This window comes from Mucilaginibacter inviolabilis (genome assembly GCF_011089895.1).
Lineage (GTDB): Bacteria > Bacteroidota > Bacteroidia > Sphingobacteriales > Sphingobacteriaceae > Mucilaginibacter > Mucilaginibacter inviolabilis.
The window spans coordinates 348,176-365,417 of the sequence record NZ_JAANAT010000001.1 but is presented as its reverse complement, the minus strand read 5'-3'; the positions used below and the strand labels follow the sequence as shown (position 1 = coordinate 365,417).

At 40.1% G+C, this 17,242-nt stretch carries 13 protein-coding genes; 5 read left to right on the top strand and 8 right to left on the bottom strand.

From position 1 onward, the window contains the following. Nucleotides 1-35: 35 nt before the first annotated feature. The 5 genes from G7092_RS01340 (at nucleotide 36) to G7092_RS01320 (ending at nucleotide 4,009) form a co-directional block, all read left to right on the top strand. Nucleotides 36-1,241 carry an MFS transporter gene (locus G7092_RS01340; RefSeq protein WP_166085440.1) on the top strand — a complete coding sequence of 402 codons (1,206 nt, stop codon included), beginning with the start codon at nucleotides 36-38 and terminating at the stop codon, nucleotides 1,239-1,241. Nucleotides 1,242-1,282: 41 nt separating this feature from the next. After that, complete coding sequence (locus tag G7092_RS01335; RefSeq protein ID WP_166085436.1) at nucleotides 1,283-2,032, top strand: DeoR/GlpR family DNA-binding transcription regulator; 750 nt, start codon at nucleotides 1,283-1,285, stop codon at nucleotides 2,030-2,032. A gap of 650 nt (nucleotides 2,033-2,682) precedes the next feature. Next, nucleotides 2,683-3,000, top strand: coding sequence for an ArsR/SmtB family transcription factor (locus G7092_RS01330; protein WP_166085434.1), 318 nt, complete (start codon nucleotides 2,683-2,685; stop codon nucleotides 2,998-3,000). Then, nucleotides 3,000-3,491, top strand: coding sequence for an SRPBCC family protein (locus tag G7092_RS01325; protein ID WP_166085432.1), 492 nt, complete (start codon nucleotides 3,000-3,002; stop codon nucleotides 3,489-3,491). Before G7092_RS01330 ends, G7092_RS01325 begins: the two co-directional genes overlap by 1 nt. A 77-nt stretch (nucleotides 3,492-3,568) precedes the next feature. Further along, nucleotides 3,569-4,009 carry a VOC family protein gene (locus G7092_RS01320; RefSeq protein WP_166085430.1) on the top strand — a complete coding sequence of 147 codons (441 nt, stop codon included), beginning with the start codon at nucleotides 3,569-3,571 and terminating at the stop codon, nucleotides 4,007-4,009. A gap of 284 nt (nucleotides 4,010-4,293) precedes the next feature. On the opposite strand, the gene G7092_RS01315 is transcribed toward G7092_RS01320, so the two are convergent. The 8 genes from G7092_RS01315 to G7092_RS01280 form a co-directional block, all read right to left on the bottom strand. Further along, nucleotides 4,294-5,856 (bottom strand): right-handed parallel beta-helix repeat-containing protein, encoded by a 1,563-nt coding sequence (locus G7092_RS01315; RefSeq protein WP_166085428.1) that lies wholly within the window; start codon nucleotides 5,854-5,856, stop codon nucleotides 4,294-4,296. 130 nt (nucleotides 5,857-5,986) lie between these two features. Continuing rightward, complete coding sequence (locus tag G7092_RS01310; protein WP_166085426.1) at nucleotides 5,987-7,024, bottom strand: LacI family DNA-binding transcriptional regulator; 1,038 nt, start codon at nucleotides 7,022-7,024, stop codon at nucleotides 5,987-5,989. Between the two features lie 36 nt (nucleotides 7,025-7,060). After that, nucleotides 7,061-8,197 (bottom strand): phosphotransferase enzyme family protein, encoded by a 1,137-nt coding sequence (locus tag G7092_RS01305; protein WP_166085424.1) that lies wholly within the window; start codon nucleotides 8,195-8,197, stop codon nucleotides 7,061-7,063. Nucleotides 8,198-8,264: 67 nt separating this feature from the next. After that, nucleotides 8,265-10,259: an enterotoxin gene (locus G7092_RS01300; RefSeq protein WP_166085421.1), complete on the bottom strand. Its 1,995-nt coding sequence runs from the start codon at nucleotides 10,257-10,259 to the stop codon at nucleotides 8,265-8,267. 136 nt (nucleotides 10,260-10,395) lie between these two features. Continuing rightward, on the bottom strand, nucleotides 10,396-11,508 hold the full coding sequence (locus G7092_RS01295) for an acyltransferase family protein (RefSeq protein ID WP_166085419.1): 1,113 nt from the start codon (nucleotides 11,506-11,508) through the stop codon (nucleotides 10,396-10,398). 28 nt (nucleotides 11,509-11,536) lie between these two features. Then, the gene (locus tag G7092_RS01290) at nucleotides 11,537-12,406 is read right to left on the bottom strand and encodes a PKD domain-containing protein (RefSeq protein WP_166085417.1); all 870 of its coding nucleotides are present in this window, start codon (nucleotides 12,404-12,406) and stop codon (nucleotides 11,537-11,539) included. Between the two features lie 28 nt (nucleotides 12,407-12,434). Next, nucleotides 12,435-13,949 carry a RagB/SusD family nutrient uptake outer membrane protein gene (locus tag G7092_RS01285; protein WP_166085414.1) on the bottom strand — a complete coding sequence of 505 codons (1,515 nt, stop codon included), beginning with the start codon at nucleotides 13,947-13,949 and terminating at the stop codon, nucleotides 12,435-12,437. Nucleotides 13,950-13,960: 11 nt separating this feature from the next. After that, the gene (locus G7092_RS01280) at nucleotides 13,961-17,230 is read right to left on the bottom strand and encodes a SusC/RagA family TonB-linked outer membrane protein (RefSeq protein WP_166085412.1); all 3,270 of its coding nucleotides are present in this window, start codon (nucleotides 17,228-17,230) and stop codon (nucleotides 13,961-13,963) included. Nucleotides 17,231-17,242 lie beyond the last annotated feature (12 nt).

The following is a 17,242-nucleotide window of genomic DNA, read 5'->3' as shown; positions in this document are numbered from 1 at the left end:
TTGCAATTATATGCAATATTGCATATAATTGCAAAATGTTTTTAAATATACAACCTACCTCCGAAGTGGCTGTTACAAAATCCTCAATAGCAACAAAGGCGATTTTTCTGATTTGCGGGTTGGGTATTTCGAGTTGGGCGATCATGGTGCCATTTGCAAAGGACAGGCTTTCGTTAAATGACGGTGATTTGGGATTAATGTTATTATTGCTAGCGGCTGGAGCCGTCTCTATGATGCCAATCACAGGTGTTTTAATATCCAGGTATGGGAGTAGAATAATTATTTTGATATCCGCTACAGTTGTTGCTATTACCCTGCCATTATTATTATTGATGGATACAATAGTGTCAATGGGTTTAATCCTTTTTATATTCGGCTCAGCAATTGGCACTGTTGACGTAGCCATGAATGCCCATGGCGTTCAGGTCCAGAACATCATCGGGAAACCCATAATGTCATCGTTGCATGGTCTATTCAGCGTTGGAGGATTGTTAGGCTCTCTTGGATTAGGTTTTCTTATTAAGTTAGGCCTTTCTCCGGTTGTTGCCACAGTTGCTATATCTGCTATGCTTTTACTCATTGTTGGTACACAGTACCGCTCATTATTAACAGCACCGTGTGAAAAAGAAATAAGTGACAAATTTCATTTCGAAAAAAAGTCTGACGATAAACCCAGGGCCAGGCTGCAATGGTTAAAAGGTAGTGTTATCTATTTAGGACTGATGGCTTTTGCGGTTTTTCTTTCTGAAGGAGCAATGCTGGACTGGAGTGCGGTTTTTTTAAAAGAAAACAGGGGTGTTAACCTGGCTTTTGCCGGTATTGGCTATGCCGCTTTTTCCGTTGCGATGGCCACCATGCGTTTACTGGGCGACAATATTGTAGCCCGGCTGAACAGCAAAAAAGTTGTGGTTTACGGAAGTTTAACGGCAGCGACCGGGCTTTTTATAGCGGTCTTAACTCCATGGCTTTTTAGCGCCCTTTTTGGGTTTATTTTATTAGGCATTGGAGCAGCTAACATCGTTCCTGTGTTTTTTAGCGAAGCAGGACGGCTTAAAAATGTTTCATCTACTGCAGCAATTGCCGCTATTTCCACTTTTGGTTATTCAGGACAATTGGCTGGTCCCGCAACATTGGGATTTATCGCCCATCATACTTCCCTGCCAGTCGCACTCGGATTTACTGGATTTCTCCTGTTTGCAGTCGGTGTTTCTTATTGGTTTAGGAGAACAACGGATAATTGATTACAATCATTGCTAATGCTATATTTGTTGTTTATTCCAAAATGTTAAAAGAAGAAAGATTTAGTCATATTCTTGCCGCCTTAAAAACAAAAGGAAAGGTTGCATTCGATACCTTATCCTCGGAATTGAAAGTTTCTGAAGATACGGTCAGAAGAGATATAGATGCTTTACATAATAATGGATTATTATTAAAGGTACGTGGAGGTGCCATTTCCCAGTCCAAAAACCCGCTCACTTTTCAGGACAGAACGGGTTATTTTTCTGAAGAAAAGAACCTGATCGGTCTGAAAGCGCAGCAATTCATCAAAAGTGGTCAAACCATATTTATGGATGGAGGGACCACAATTTGTGCCATCGCTCAGAACCTGCCCTCAAATTCCAGCTTTCGCCTCATAACCAATAATCTTGCTTTAGTACCAATCATATCGAAGTTTAAAGGAATAGAATTAATTATTCTTGGGGGGCTCTATGACAAAAAAACGGAGATAAATACCGGAGAACAAGCCTGCTCAGAAGTAAACAACTTTGTTGCGGATGTTTATTTTATGGGTACATGTGCGTTACATAAAGATTTTGGTATCACCGCTGTATTTCAGCCAGACGGCGAGCTTAAACAAAGAATGCTTAAAAACGCAATCAAAACATTTGCCCTCGTAAACAGCGCCAAAATTAATTTGACAGAACATTACAAAGTCTGTGAATTAACCGATATAAGCGGATTGCTAACCGACCTTCCGGCAGATAATCCTAAGATGGATCATTTGCGAAACATAGGAATAACATTGATTTAAATAATTCGAATCTTTAGTATACTTTTTAGAATAATCTATACTTTAGATTGCCTCCTCTCTCAATTTTTTTAACGTTTTGGAGTCCTGTTGGAAAACTATTAGCAAGGACAACTCTCCGACAGCTCATTTTCTTTTCCTATATATCCGAATCTACACACTAAACTAGCCATTTTGCTATCCGGCAATACAATTTACACATCAAATTTCAGGATCATCCGGCTCCACTTATGGAGATAAACATATCTATTTATCTCTTTTCAACTAAAAATATACACCTCATTATCAATTAGTTAAAACACAAACTCAATTACTCAGAACCATTTTCAATAATCTATTTTTTCCGCCCTGGCATACAATAGCTTGCTAAAGCATTAATTTTTAGCAAGCTAGTTCTTTTTGAATTTTCTGCTGTTTATAAATAATCTGTATCAATTCAGTATAATTATTAAAAAATGGATAATTATGAAGTTTTTCATGTTCTAGTTCCTTCTTCATGTTTATTAAAACATGGGCTAGTTAGTTATAGTAACGAATACCAAATACCACTAAACTTCCATCATTATATCACGAAAAAACGCAATACGCTTGTGCAACTCAAAAGTTGCACATATATTTGCAACCTGAAGGTTGCTTATTTTAGTTATTACAACATGAAACAGGACATATTTCAAGCCATTGCCGACCCTACACGCAGAGCTATTTTGACTTTACTGGCCATCCAAGCGTTGACGCCGAATGTTATGGCCGAAAAATTTGATATGACCCGGCAGGCGGTATCAAAACATATTAAGGTGTTGCACGAATGCGATCTGGTTAGACCCAAGCAAAGCGGCCGGGAAATTTATTATCACTTTAACGCCAAAAAGATGCAGGAATTTGACAATTGGTTAGCCCAGTTCAGGCAAAACTGGGAAACTCAATTTAACCAACTGGACCAATTATTAACAACTATTAAAACACAGAAATAATGAACAAGGATCTATTATTTGATTTTAATGTAGACAAGGCAGCGAAAATGGTTTACATCACCCGGGAGTTTAATGCCAGTCAGTCGCTGGTATGGGATGCTTTTACCAAAGCCGAATTATTGGACCAATGGGGGGCGCCCGCGCCAATGCGCGCTCAAACCAAGTATATGGATTTCAAAGTAGGAGGACGCCGGTTTTACGCTATGATTAGCCCGGATGGACAGGAGCGCTGGTCGGTGCAGGAATTTACGTCTATTACCCCGAAAACCAATTTTAAGATGTACAATGCGTTTGCCGATAAGGACGAAAACCGCGAGCTGCCCGGATCTGAGTGGGATTACAATTTCAGTGAGCAGAACGGCATCACCAGGGTCGACATTACGATTTATAATGAATCATTTGAACGATTGGAAAAGTTATTGGAGGGCTTCAAAATAGGTTTCACCATGACCTTGAAAAACCTGGAGGAGCTGTTGGCCACCTTATCATAGATATTACATATTCACATCGAGAATGCGGAAAGGCTCAATGTTCAACTATAAAAATCAATCATCTAATAATAAAAATCATGAGAACAATTAACCCCTGGATCAATTTCAATGGCAATGCCGAAGAAGCTTTTACCTTTTACAAATCAGTTTTTGGAGGCGAGTTTACCAAGATCATTCGTTTCAAAGATCTATCAAGTGATGAATTCCCGGTAGAAGAAAAGGAAGCAAATAAAATAATGACCATAGCTTTGCCTATAGGAAAACACAATGTATTAATAGCCAATGATGTTCCGGAATTTATGGGAAGAGTAAACGAAAACGAAAACCGGTCCAAAATAGCAGTGAGTGCAGAAAGCCGTGATGAAGCAGCGCATCTATTTAATGGCTTATCGGCAGGTGGAAATATTGAAGGCCCCATTGGCGACAGTCCTTGGGGTACATACGCCGGAATGTTTAGAGACAAATATGGTATTGAATGGATTGTGGAATTTGACCCTAATTATAAAGAACAAGTTTAACCGAGGAAAAAAAGTGCCTCTTACATGGTCCCCGATTCCAATGTCATCGAGTTAAGCCAACCATTTGTTCGTAAAGGTTGAGGTTAAAGTAATAACACACTTTAAATCAATAAGACTTGATTACGGCTTTTAAAGCCGGTTAAATTTGCAAAGTCTCTCAAAAGGCCAAAAATGGTATAGGGTGTTAGATTGAGTCCCCGCCTCTCCTCTGAAAACGCAAAGCCTCGTAAAATTGATTTACGAGGCTTTTTATGATTGGTTGAGAAAGAGTCTTAATCGCGTATTTAATATGGTGTTTCATCAGCCCCGATATCAACCCTGGAGTTTTGCACCCTTGCCTGGTTGTCAATATCTAACTCACATGGTGCCGCTGTAAAGGATGGTAAACCTTTATTGATACATGCCGTTGCCGAACGTGTTAAATGAAGATCAGGTGTTGGCAGGCTGGCTGTGACGAATCCTGGTAATGCATAGGTAGAATGCAGATCCAAACCCAAAGCAGATTGAAAAGAAGCCAATGAATAATAACCCTGCCCGTTGATTCCACCCCAGTCAAATATTATGGTGTTTGCAGTGCCTGATGCCGTATAATAATTATTATAATCCATAGTCAGATTGGTAGATGTATAACCCTGCCGGGCGACCACCACAACATCGCTTCTTGACTGAACAATATTGTTAATGATATTTAAATGGTCTGTGTTTTGAATATCTATCTCACCGTCATAGTCTGATTTAGACACGTTTTGGAAAAAGGAATTATTGGAGATTGTTGAATTGGTTACTTTTGAGTTAGACGGATTTGCTCCTATAACCATTCCCGCATGCACATTGTTGTAAATAAAATTATCACGAATATTAATATTATCGGCAGTATTATTATTATTTTCACATCCTACACTGATCCCTACGCCATTACCGTAACTGGTATTGCCTTCAATATTAATGTAAGCCCCGCCATCTACATAAATTCCACCGGAAGGTGCAACTTTCGAAAAGCAGTTATAAACGGTGTTATGTTTTACGTTTCCTGAACGCACATAATTAACCGCCGCTGGCGCACCGGTCCAAGAATAATGACCGTTCATGTCCATACCGATGTTGGGTACATCATGGATAGTATTGTTTTCTAACAGAAAAATCTCCACGTTTCCGGCCAGTGTAAGGCCTTCGCTGTATCCTGTACTACAATTGTAAACCTTGTTACTACCAACATATATCTGGTTGTAGGAATTTGAACCTGTGCCAACTACAATAAAAGGATTAGCATTATCTGTAGGAGATGTGGGATCACTCGCATTTGTGGTCCAGGCGGTCCAGCCAACATTGGTAATTTCACAATAGGTTACCTGCACATCAGTTCCTGATCCGGCAATATATATACCCTTGGCATAAGCCTGTATATTATTTGTAAAATTGATATGATCAATCCGGATATAGCTTTTACTGGAAACAGTTAATAACGGAATCAAAGAAGAACTGGTCGTACTGCCATCCACATTTACAACCCCACCGTTGTAACTGGTAAGGGTAATTGGTGCTCCTGAAGCTCCGGAATGTGGCCAGCTTAGTCGTTCATAATAGGTTCCGGCCGCTACATAGATGGTTGCACCTGCACCTTCTGTGGTTTTGTTCAGACCGGCCTGGATAGTTTTAAGTGCGCTTGTAGCAGAAAGCCCCGAATTAGTATCATTGCCAGTAGCGGCATTGACATAATAATTAGGGAGTCCCGAAACAGAAAGGTGATTTGCCTTGAGCGAAGTTTTTGATGCAGGTTCTAACGAGGATTGCTTTGAACATCCGGCGCAAACGGATAGGCATAAAAGCGCGAAAAGGTAGTGTTTCATAGTTATGATGGTTTGTTTATAATTCAGGAACCAATTTACAACTAGCCAAAGCATTAGAAAAATGGCACATTACTGATAATAACCCAATTAGGCCACGCAAACGGTTGTTTTATCTTATGCAAACGGTTGCTTAATCTGCTTTTGCGCGATCGCCGAAGAAGATAATATCTGAATCAATATATCTTTGAAAAGATTTTACCGGACCCTGTTCTTCAACAGCCATTTCATTCATCAATTCTATCAGCATATTGGCGGCGATCTGCCCCTGTTCGGCCGGAAATTGTTCTATGGAACCTAATGGCCGATGCTCAAAGAAGCTCCAATCCGGCAGGTTCCCAAAGCTGATAAATTTCAAAAGACCTTTTACTCCCTTTGACTCTAACAGTCCTAAGCAATCCAGAAAAACATAATCGTTAAAAACGATAACCGCTGTAGGTGGATCGCTTAGTCCAATCAATTTATTTAAGGCCGACAAATTCCCTTCCCTGGAAAGATCGGTAGTTACAATGAAATCGGACATTAGCTCGATACCATGTTCTTTAAGTCCTTTGGCATAGGCAACCAGCCTTTGCCGGCTCGCAGAAAGAGTGGCTGGCCCGTTTATCAGGGCAATCTTGTGATGCCCCGCCCCTACCAGCTCGCGAATACCTTTTAAAAGACCCGTTTGCAGATTAGAGGCTACAAAATGAACGTCTTTCCTATCCGAGACGCAATCAAAAAACACCACAGGAATATTGAGCTTTTCGAGTGCTGATAATTGCTGATAATCACTCCCCTTTTTTGCGATGGAAATGATCAGCCCGTCGATACGACGATCCATAAACTTCTTTACGATCCTGGTCTCCGTTTCCATATCGTCGTGGGATTGCCCAATCATGATATTATAATTATGATCCGATGCAACGTTTTCTATCGCATTAAGTGCAGAACAGAAAAACGGTTCTGAGAATTCAGGAACGATAAGCCCTAATGTATATGACCGTTTTTTATGAAAGGATATGGCAGCCTGATTAGGAAAGTAATCCTGTGCCATAGCAACTTTGCGCACGCGATCTGTAGTTACCGGACTGATGCCCGGATGCCCATTAAGGGCTCTGGATACCGTTGAGGGAGCCACATTAAGCACCCTTGCTATCTCTTTGATGGTTGTAATTTTTTTCCGTTCCATACTAAAATCATCATATTAATCAGACTTTGCTTTTCCTCAGGATATATTAATTGCTGAATGGTTATTTTTAATTTTGATCCATTCCTTTAGTACAATACTGTTTAGTTCCTCTACATTTTTTTCCAGCATCTTTATCAATTGAATCTGGGCCCTGGTTCTCTGAAGGTTATGTTGCTCCGCATTTATTTTATAATAAACATCCCCATTGAGATAGTCCGTCAGGAACCTAACGGCCTGCATATAGGGTAAAAGTAAAACGCCCTGAACCAATGACAACATCTCCAACTCCAGCAAGAATGAAGATGTTGCAAAGAGGAAACCGCGGGTAAAAGCAGCGAATAAAGGCAGATTTAATTGTATTTTCGAAAGATCCTTTTCATCTTCGCTACCCTGGTTAATGATCGTCCGGATCGCGTCCCCAAAATCATAAGCAGCATATCCTGGCATTACCGTATCGAGATCGATCACACATTGAAACCGGTCTCCTTCTCCCAACAGAACATTATTAAACTTTGTATCATTATGCGTTATCCGGAGTGGTAACATTCCAGACTTGCCTAATTGCAAAATGTTCATCATAGCCGATGATCTTTCCAATAAAAAGGCAGTCTCATCCCGGAGTGATGATAATCGCTTAGCAGCATCAACGTGCATAGCGATGTTGAGATCTTTAAGTCTGCTTTCTATATTTAGGAAATTGGGGATCGTTTGAATCAATAACGACGGGTCAAGATCTGAGAGTGCACTCATAAAGCTACCAAAGGCCAATCCGCCTTGTAAAGCTTGATTTTCGGTGGTGACCTGATCATAACTTGAAGTATTTTTCATAAAATGAAACACACGCCAGTGACCACCATCATTGTCAACCAGAAATAGCTGACCATTTTTACATTTCACCAGGGTCAATACGTTAAGGTCAGGATCAAGCGGAGCTGTCAGGATGGCCTTCTTTTTAAGATGGCTGATCACCTGATCGATGTTAGACATCAGGCCGTTTACATCTTTAAAAACATGGATATTAATTTTTTGAAGAAGATAATCAGGAAACCCCGGTTCATTGTTTTTGAATAAATATGTATCATTAATATGCCCCGAACCATAAACACCTGCATCGTTAACCTTTCCCTGAATGTTAAACGCGTTGATAATATTGTATAAATCTAAATTTGTCATTTAATTATTCTGTTTTGGAAAATGCCTTAACAGAAAGGCGATTTATTCCAGTGCCTAAACACATTCATTATTTTAATTTTATAGCATCCATTACCAGAGTTTGAAACGGTGCCAGTTCAATAGTTAATAACCTTCCTTTACTGATTTGATGATAATCATTGGATCTTGTATCGCAAAACGCGTAATTGTCACCGTCGCCTTGCGGGATGTCCAATAATTGAGATACTGTAGCCTGAAATTTTCTTTTATCCGTTCCTGGATTTCTTAATGTAAGCACTCCTTTGCCGTCTTTCCATGCTGCATAACCGTACACCTCGCCTTTAGCCGGATCGCCCCCGCACCAGTGAACATCATCAAAAAGAGATTCATTCCTTTCAGACCATTTTGCAGCCTTACTTAAACAATCCCAGTTTGCAGAATTCAACAAATGAGGATTTATATACAGTTCCTGCAGGGATGTACCGGTTCCAAAAAACGACCATATTTCATCCTGGATATTCTTGTTATCCATTTCTAAAGAGTCAGGCAGACCATTACCTGCGATGACTATCCCGTGGCTCATAAGTGCATTTAGCGGATACAGCGGCGCCCGCTTAACAATGTTTTTATAAACCTGCCCATCCCGGTAAGTGATCCAACGCTGTCTTTTAGGCCCTTCTCCATCCAAACCGGTGTCTTCCCCAGCCCGCCAAATCACATCCCCATATTTCAACCAATAAACCGATGGCCAGGTACCAACTGTTAAACTGAAATATAAATTGGGTTTTATTGCACGGAGATTGGTGATCAGCCGTAACAGGGCCTCGATATCCTTTTGATATTTTAAACTGGCCCCACTGGCTCCGTTTCCGGCACCAACGCCATCAAATTTGAACATGGACACATTATACTTCTTAACAAAATCTGTAGATACAGAGGTAAAGCGTTTTTTGTAAACTTTACCTGACAGGGCAAAACCATTATCATTGGTTTCAAAGGGAGGTTTTTGTGTTTTACCAAATTCAATACGCTGCAGTTTCGGCTTATCATAACCTCCCCATGGAGAGATCCAGACACCAATACCTGTATTTAGCTTTTCTGCTGCAGAGCGGATTTCACTAAACCCATCCTTAAAGCCGGAGTTAAATTTCCAAAGTGTACGGGGATCGTCCCATCCGTCATCGAAAAGGAACGCTCTCATTTTAACATTTCTCTTGTGCATAAGGCTGTCTCCAAACACCTTTATCCTATCCAGGCAAAGCGAATCGTTCAGCTTTAAAATGCCATAAGAGATATCAAACCATGAATTATAATGCAACATTTGATGGTATGGCACTGCCCGCTCCCTTTCAATATAATATAAAAACCCTCGCCTCAATTGGTTCGGAGGCGTTACCCCCCATACCGCGGAAAGAGTCAGTGGTGCAGCAGCAGTCAGCGGAACAAGCCTGGAAATTTTTGCGGTTGCGAGCCCATTATCCAGACTTATACTACTCATTGGGTGTTCCAAAGCAAAAAACATGTTACCCTTAATTAACGGCGAACCATCCACCTCCCCTCCTTTATAAAAGCCTCTATTATTATTGATATTAATCAGCCTTACACTTTCAATCTGAATAGGGCTACCCGGGCTGATGCTGACGATCTGCCTTATATAATTAGCGTGATCATCAAGCCGGGCCTCCCAGTCGACAGTCAGGTTCCAACGCTTGTTATAAAGCACGGCAACCAGGCTTTTTCCTGCATTTTTGCCGGTGTCCGACCGTACCTGAATTCCTTTTCCGATCACTATAAATTCTGAGGAAGTAATAAATCCGCGATGCGGTAAATCGATCCTGAACAAAGGACTACTTCGGAGATTCAGTATATTGTCGGCTTCTTTATCTGTAAAGCTTTCCAAAACCAGCTTATTTGCCACCACCTTGAATGTTATAGCCAAGGCATGATTGCTTAAACTAACAATACTACTCCCTGAACTAGAGACAGCTTTGCCAGGCTCTGTACCCGGATAGGTTACTTGTGCTACAGACTTTACTGCTATAGCCATCAGCAAAAGAATCGTCAGGGGAATATATCTGATCATATACTTGGTTAATTAATCTATTTTGTAAAAACTAATTTCTATCACAATTGCAGTATAAAAGAGCCTGGTAAACTATTTTACCGACCGGCTCCTTTAGGAATGGCTATTATCATTGTGTCGGGTTCGCACAGATAACCTATATTTTAACAAACACCTTATGCTTACTTAAAAAATAACACAAGTACCACTCAACAAACAGGGTAACTAATGCCGAGAACACTGCAATAATATTTGTAGATACACCTGTAAATCCCATAAACCCTTTTACAAATATGCCTACAGCCCCGTTGAACCATTGGGCTCCTACCGTTTCAAAAAACAGGTAAATAAATATGGAGTTCATACCTACAACTACACAAACCCATGCATATTTATTGACCTTCTTTATATCAACAAGCCAATAAAAAAAGGCCATGATCAGTAACACCCATCCGCCTGAAGCAAGAACAAATGAACTTGTGCTGATCCTTTTTATTATAGGGGTAATGTTTGCAAAATCAAGTCCGTAGCCTAATATCAAACCAATTACTCCCGCAATGATTAAATACCTGATTTTTTGAGGAGCCGGCCTATTAGTCATTAACAGTCGACCAGCCAACACACCCCAAATGGTATGCGCTGCGGTAGGAATACAATTGATAGTTACCCAACCGTCCATATTAATCTTGCCCATCAATATGGCATCTATGTAAGATCCAAAATTGTGCGACTCCACAAAAGGTTGATCATAGCCAGGCATCAATATATTGCGATATAATACTTCTGTCAGCACTAATAATATTGCCGATACCCCTAATTGGAACCAAAAAGATCTGTTGATGATCAGATAAGCTATTAAAGTGGTTACGGAGAGTTGTGTTAACACATTCCAAAGCTCAAAAACAAGCTTACCGGCAGCAACACAATGTAATCCCGTACCCAAAAGAAATAGTTTAAGTGATCGTATAACTATGTGTTTAAAGTTTTGCTCCCATGTTATGCCATTTGCCTTTTTCGATTGAAATGACATGTACATTGCCGAACCAGCCATCAGCATAAATGCGGGCTGAACGCAATCCCAAAAGTGCAGGCCATGCCATGGATGGTGAAAAAACTGACCGATAAAGCCATTGGCAATACCCCCGAGATGCAAGGCTTTTAAATTCTCATACACCAGGCAACTTTCACCCGCCAATAATATCATAATAAGGCCACGCATTACATCCAATGAGATGAGTCTGTTTGAGTTTTTGGGAATAATGTTTTCCATTAAGCTTATAGTTATGGTTGATTATTCGTTATTGACTGATGTTTAGGGTAATGGCCGGCTGATTTAGCCCTGGCATATAACCCAACTCGTTATAGCCGGCATCACTTACAATGATGCCAAAACGTAAAGCTTTGCCTGTTAATCCGCTAATTTTGCCGCGGCTAAGGGCCATTTCAAACTTTACTATACCGTTTGATTGTTGTACTGTGCCTAAAGTATAATACTCGGCGATGCTAAGCGGAGTAAAGCTAAATGAGTTTTGGGCGCCTGTATGCTGGAGTTGTACTAACCCATTTGGTGTAGACAGCAAGGGCCCTTCTAACAAATAATCATAGCCGCCGCCAGGGATTGTCCCGGTGATAAATCCGGTAGTTGAGTCATTATCAGTATCCAGATAAAAATCAAAGATATTGCCCGCTGCTACAGTGGTTTGTATTTCCATGTAGATGTATACATTCTGGCTGTCATAATCAAACTTGGATGTTTTAACTATTTTGCCTAGAGCTGCCGTCGGTGTAACCTGGTTTGATATAGTATCCCAATCAGCAAGGGTGTTATCATTTAATTTTATGGGCGAACTTTTGGACACATTGATAATTGTGGAACCACTAATCACCTTACCATTGTTTAAGGTTGCCGATAAACTTGTTACAAACTTGCCCTTGGTTTTGTAAATATGTGTAGGGCTTTTATCGGTTGATGTGCTGCCATCGCCAAAAGTCCAGGTAAAAGATTTGGCATCCGCCGTAGTGTTATTATAAGTAACTGAATAGCCAGACTGGCTGATAGTGAAAGTTACATCTGTAGTATCTACATTGTCATTCTTTCTGCATGCGTCTATGGTTATAGCTAAACATAGCAACAACAAATAGGGTATAATCTTATTGATCATTTTCATAACTAATTTTCTTGAATTTTAATTAAGGTTATGGATTTTGGGTTGCTAATTTATTTGACAATATTTCGTCAACCGGCAGATAGTAGATGATCTTTGTACTGGTGTAAGGAATGATCATTCCTGCGTAATTAGCCGGATCTACATTCAAGTTAATGTCGCTTTCTTTTAAGCCAGGCAGATGATATCCCCAGTAAGTACGGTTCATGCTTTGTTTATTTCTGTAAACATCATAAGCCCGGTGCCCTTCAAAGGCGAGCTCTAATCTTCTTTCCAGCAATACAGTTTGCAGCAAGGTGCTGTTTGCAGGTACGGTACCATTATAAAGCGCGTTTGACAGTCCTCTGTTTTTGCGAATTACATCGATATCATTAAGTGCCGCGACCGTCTGATTTAAATTTGCCTCCGCTTCGGCCCGATTAAGGTACATCTCAGAAAGTCTGAAGAGTATGGGCGAACTTAATGTAGGGCTTCCACCCTGAAAGGAAAATTTCGTAATATAATAAGTCGGTATACCATTTTTTAACTGAATATTACCACTTTCGTCTTTTAAAGGTACAATATAGTTTGCCCTGATATCATTGGGATTCTGGGCATACAAGTCACGCAATGGTTTTGATGCAAATTCTTCTCCCCATCCTGAGTTACCATTTGAATAATACTGTGAAGCTATTGAACCAAACTTCCCATAATCATCCAAAGCTGTAAAAGCTATGCAGAAAATTGTTTCTGAATTGCTCACGGCGTTAGAGAACAGGGAAAGGTAGGTTGCCGATGTTGCCTCAGAGAATCTGCCGGAATTAATGACCTGATTTGAATAATTAATAGCGTCCTGATACGCTCCCTGATAAAGGGCCACCCTGGAAAGTAAGGCTTCAGCGGCTTCTTTCGAACCGTACTGTACTCCCCGGGCCTGGTTCATCAAAGAGGCTCCTTTAATTGCATCCTGAGTGACAGAAGCATATACCTCGCTTACCGTAGCTCTCGCTTTTTGAGGGCTTTCCGTTGACGAAGTTCTTAAAATAATGCCGGGTGCATTAGGATCAATGCTGTAAGGTTTGGCAAATAACCTAACCAGGTTAAAATGACAAAAGGCTCTAAGAAAATAACACTCACCTATTAGCTGTTTGGTAAGCGCACTTTGATCACCGCTCTTTTCGCCCTGCTCTATAACGGTGTTGGCCGTATTGATGATTTTATAAGAAATATACCAGAAATACCTGGTATTAGTTTGGGCAGGAGAATGATCAAGAGAGAAACTTAAGAACAACTCATCTGTTGTTACCTGGGCACAAACAACATCATCAGAGGCAAAATCACTTAAGTGATAAAAGTTCCTTAAATACATCAGGTTATCATTCTGAATACCATTGAATGACAGGTGATCTTTAAACAATGCATATGCCCCGTTTACCGCATTAGTCAAACCGTCTGCAGTTTTAGCGATGGATCCGGTGGTAATCGAATCGCTCGGATTCGATTCAAGCTTGCATCCTGTCAATACGACAGTTAAGAAGCATACAATTAAAATTACTTTATTTCTCATCTCTGCAATTGTTAAAACTTGATATTGATATTGAAAAAATATTGGTGGTTATTCGGGTATTTGAAGTCAGATACTCCCGGGGTTATATAGATCCCCGGAGTGATGGTAGTTTGCGGATCCTGGCCGGTGAATTTGGTAAATGTATACAGATTGTCTGCCGTTACGGATAAACTGACCTCATCAAGCTTTAAACTCTGCACAAAAGATTTGGGTAAAGTGTACCCAAAAGATACATTCCTTATATTGATATAACTACCGTTTTCCAGGTATCTTGAAGATGGACTGGTTGAATTGGCGGCATTTTGATAACTGGGCTCTGTAGCCATATCTCCAGGTTTAGTCCATAACACCGTCCCTTTAGGAGCTACCATTTGATTGTAGTATGGTTCGTGACCATCGTTCATGGTAACCGATCGGTTGTTATTATAAATTTTATTACCCGACAGGAAGTAAAGGTTCACCCCCAACGAGAAGTTCTTATATTTGAAAGTATTGTTAAAACCTCCCTGAAATTTTGGTAATGCAGAACCTAACTCTTGAGGTGTTGCTGATGCATAGTCTGATGTAACAGATCTGGTGATGTTACCGGCCCCATCCTTGGATATAACTTCCCATTGCGGCGCCCCCGTTTGTGCATTGACTCCCATCCATTTAGGTAAATAAAACTCATAAAGGTTCCCATTATTTCTGTAGATCTGTGATATAGAAAGTTGATCGGTCTTAATAATATCGGAAGGAAAATCTCTGAGTTTATTATTATTAAAATTGATATTAAAATCTGTTACCCATTGAAAATTCTTTGTTTTAATATTGGTTGATGAAATGCCAAACTCCAAACCGTTATTAACCACCTGGCCAATGTTTTCCCACCTGGTCTCAAACCCAACAGACAGGGGCTGCGAAACCTGAAGCAGCAGGTTTTTGGTTACATTATGATAAACATCGATGGTAAGCGAAATCCTTTTGAATAAATCGATGTCGATACCCGCATCCGTTTGATATTTGCTTTCCCAGGTCAGGTTAGGGCTGGCCAGTTGTAGAGGTGTTGCAGCAACGGTAGCGTTGTATTGGCTATTGAGTGAATAAAGTCCTAAATACCTGGCAGCGCCTATATCTTGGTTTCCGGTAACACCATAGCTCAATCTTAGCTTCAGGCTACTCACAGTTTTATTTTCTTTTAAGAAATCCTCATTACTGGCTAGCCATGCACCAGAAACAGATGGAAAAGATGCATATCGATTTCCTGGGGGAAAAGCCGAAGAGCCATCAACACGGTATGAACCGGTTAGAAAGTACCGGTTTTTATAGCTATAGCTTGCCTGCGATAAATAAGAAATAATAGAATAGTCATTATAATAACCATTCACAGCCTGACTGTTAGAAACAACATTTAAAACACTCAAACCTGTTGGTAGCCCTTTGCCCGAGGCGCCCGAGTAATTATTCTGGCTCCCTTCAAATTCGACACCTGCCAAACCACTGATGGCATGATCGCCATATTGTAGATTGAATCGCAATAAGTTTGTTGAAATCCCTCCATAGTTAAATGTATTTTGCTGGTTCAGATAACCAGTTCCATGATAGGTTCCGGCAGCTTCGGGGCTATAAAAATTTGAACTGGTGAAATAACTTGCAGAAAGTCGGTTGGCACTGGAAAATGTTAGCCATTTAGTGATGGGCAAACTTAGTGTGGCATCCCAGTTTACATCAAAATTTTTGTAAGGGTGGTTAGAGTTCGCTATTGTGTTTAAAGGATTGGTCTTATCTCTTGACCACCATTTAAAAGTTGACTTACCATCTACATATATGGGGTTATGATTAGCATCATAAGGATTGTCCCATGGTAGATTAAGGTAAGCATTGTACATATCAGTATAATCAAAACTTTTGCCCTGGGTTCCGCTGATATTTATATTGTTGGTAAGGCTTATTTTATCTGTAAAATGATAAACTGACGAGGCACGTAAGTTTACCCGTTTGTAGTTGGAATTATTAAAGGTTCCTTTTTCCTCGTAAAAAGTTGTTCCGAAAAAATAGTCGTTTTTGGCAGTTTTACCTCTGGCCGAAAAATAGTAATTCTGAACAGGGGCCCTGGTGAACATGGTATTTAACCAATTGGTATTATTATTAAGTACAGATGCTGGCCTTTCACTTTGAAATTTCACAATATCAATTACATAGGAATTGTCAGGAGCCCCAGGTACGTAATCTCTATATAGTTGTTTTTGATAGTTATAGAGCTCACTGCTGTTCATCATTTGCATTTTCCCAAAATCGGCCTGACGAAAACCAGTTGTAGCCTTTACTTCATAATGTGTCAGATTATCCTTTGCCTTTTTGGTGGTAATAATTAAAACGCCAGCATTGGCTTGAGAACCGTAGATGGCGGTTGCACCAGCATCTTTCAATACGGTTACTGTTTCAACATCATTAGGGTCGTAATTTCCGCCAATGATTCCATCAACCACAATAAGCGGACTTTGCGATGCATTAACAGATGAAACTCCACGCAACCTGATCTCTGCAGCCGACCCAGGAGCCCCGGAAGAGGCAACCACCTGTAGTCCAGCCACCTTTCCTTGAAGCATTGAACCGAGATCATTGGTGGTCACATCTTTAAGCTTCTCGGCTGAGACTACCGAAATAGCGCTTGTCAGTTCACTTTTCTTTTTATTACTATAACCTGTTACAACAACATCAACATTACCCAACGAAGATGTAACTAACTCCATTTTTAAATTAAAAGTAGACTTACCGTTTGTTACAATGAATTCAACCGTTTTAAATCCAATGAATCTAAATGACAATACATCTCCATCGTCTGCAGCAATTTGATATTCTCCCTGATTATTGGAAACTGATATTTTTTTAGTTCTCTTATTAGTAATTGTTAAACCTGGTAACGGCTTGTCATTATCGTCAACAACACGTCCGGTGATCATTCGGGTAAAATCGGCCGGATTTTCGGTTTTAGGGTCAGCTTTATAATCTTTTTCCTTAATCAGAATCGTTTGTTCTTCAATTACGTATTCCAAATTTGAACCTTGAAATACTTTATCAAGCACCTCTTTAACTGGTGTTTTCTTAAAATCGGCCCGAAAGGCAGGAAAGCTTTTTATCCTGTCATATGACCATAACACATGATAATTTGTTTGCTTTTCGATTTCATTGAAAAGTTTGTCTAACGACGCGAGATTATTAGAATAAGTTACATTTTGAGCCCTGCTTGAAGCACTAACCTGCATCAGGCTTACTAAAATAAAAAGAGTTATTAGCTTCATTGTAAACAGGAA

Bases quoted from the DNA above. Each gene is read 5' to 3' on its own strand.
- G7092_RS01340 (WP_166085440.1), top strand. From the start codon at position 36: ATGTTTTTAAATATACAACCTACCTCCGAAGTGGCTGTTACAAAATCC.
- G7092_RS01335 (WP_166085436.1), top strand. From the start codon at position 1,283: ATGTTAAAAGAAGAAAGATTTAGTCATATTCTTGCCGCCTTAAAAACA.
- G7092_RS01330 (WP_166085434.1), top strand. From the start codon at position 2,683: ATGAAACAGGACATATTTCAAGCCATTGCCGACCCTACACGCAGAGCT.
- G7092_RS01325 (WP_166085432.1), top strand. From the start codon at position 3,000: ATGAACAAGGATCTATTATTTGATTTTAATGTAGACAAGGCAGCGAAA.
- G7092_RS01320 (WP_166085430.1), top strand. From the start codon at position 3,569: ATGAGAACAATTAACCCCTGGATCAATTTCAATGGCAATGCCGAAGAA.
- G7092_RS01315 (WP_166085428.1), bottom strand. From the start codon at position 5,856: ATGAAACACTACCTTTTCGCGCTTTTATGCCTATCCGTTTGCGCCGGA.
- G7092_RS01310 (WP_166085426.1), bottom strand. From the start codon at position 7,024: ATGGAACGGAAAAAAATTACAACCATCAAAGAGATAGCAAGGGTGCTT.
- G7092_RS01305 (WP_166085424.1), bottom strand. From the start codon at position 8,197: ATGACAAATTTAGATTTATACAATATTATCAACGCGTTTAACATTCAG.
- G7092_RS01300 (WP_166085421.1), bottom strand. From the start codon at position 10,259: ATGATCAGATATATTCCCCTGACGATTCTTTTGCTGATGGCTATAGCA.
- G7092_RS01295 (WP_166085419.1), bottom strand. From the start codon at position 11,508: ATGGAAAACATTATTCCCAAAAACTCAAACAGACTCATCTCATTGGAT.
- G7092_RS01290 (WP_166085417.1), bottom strand. From the start codon at position 12,406: ATGAAAATGATCAATAAGATTATACCCTATTTGTTGTTGCTATGTTTA.
- G7092_RS01285 (WP_166085414.1), bottom strand. From the start codon at position 13,949: ATGAGAAATAAAGTAATTTTAATTGTATGCTTCTTAACTGTCGTATTG.
- G7092_RS01280 (WP_166085412.1), bottom strand. From the start codon at position 17,230: ATGAAGCTAATAACTCTTTTTATTTTAGTAAGCCTGATGCAGGTTAGT.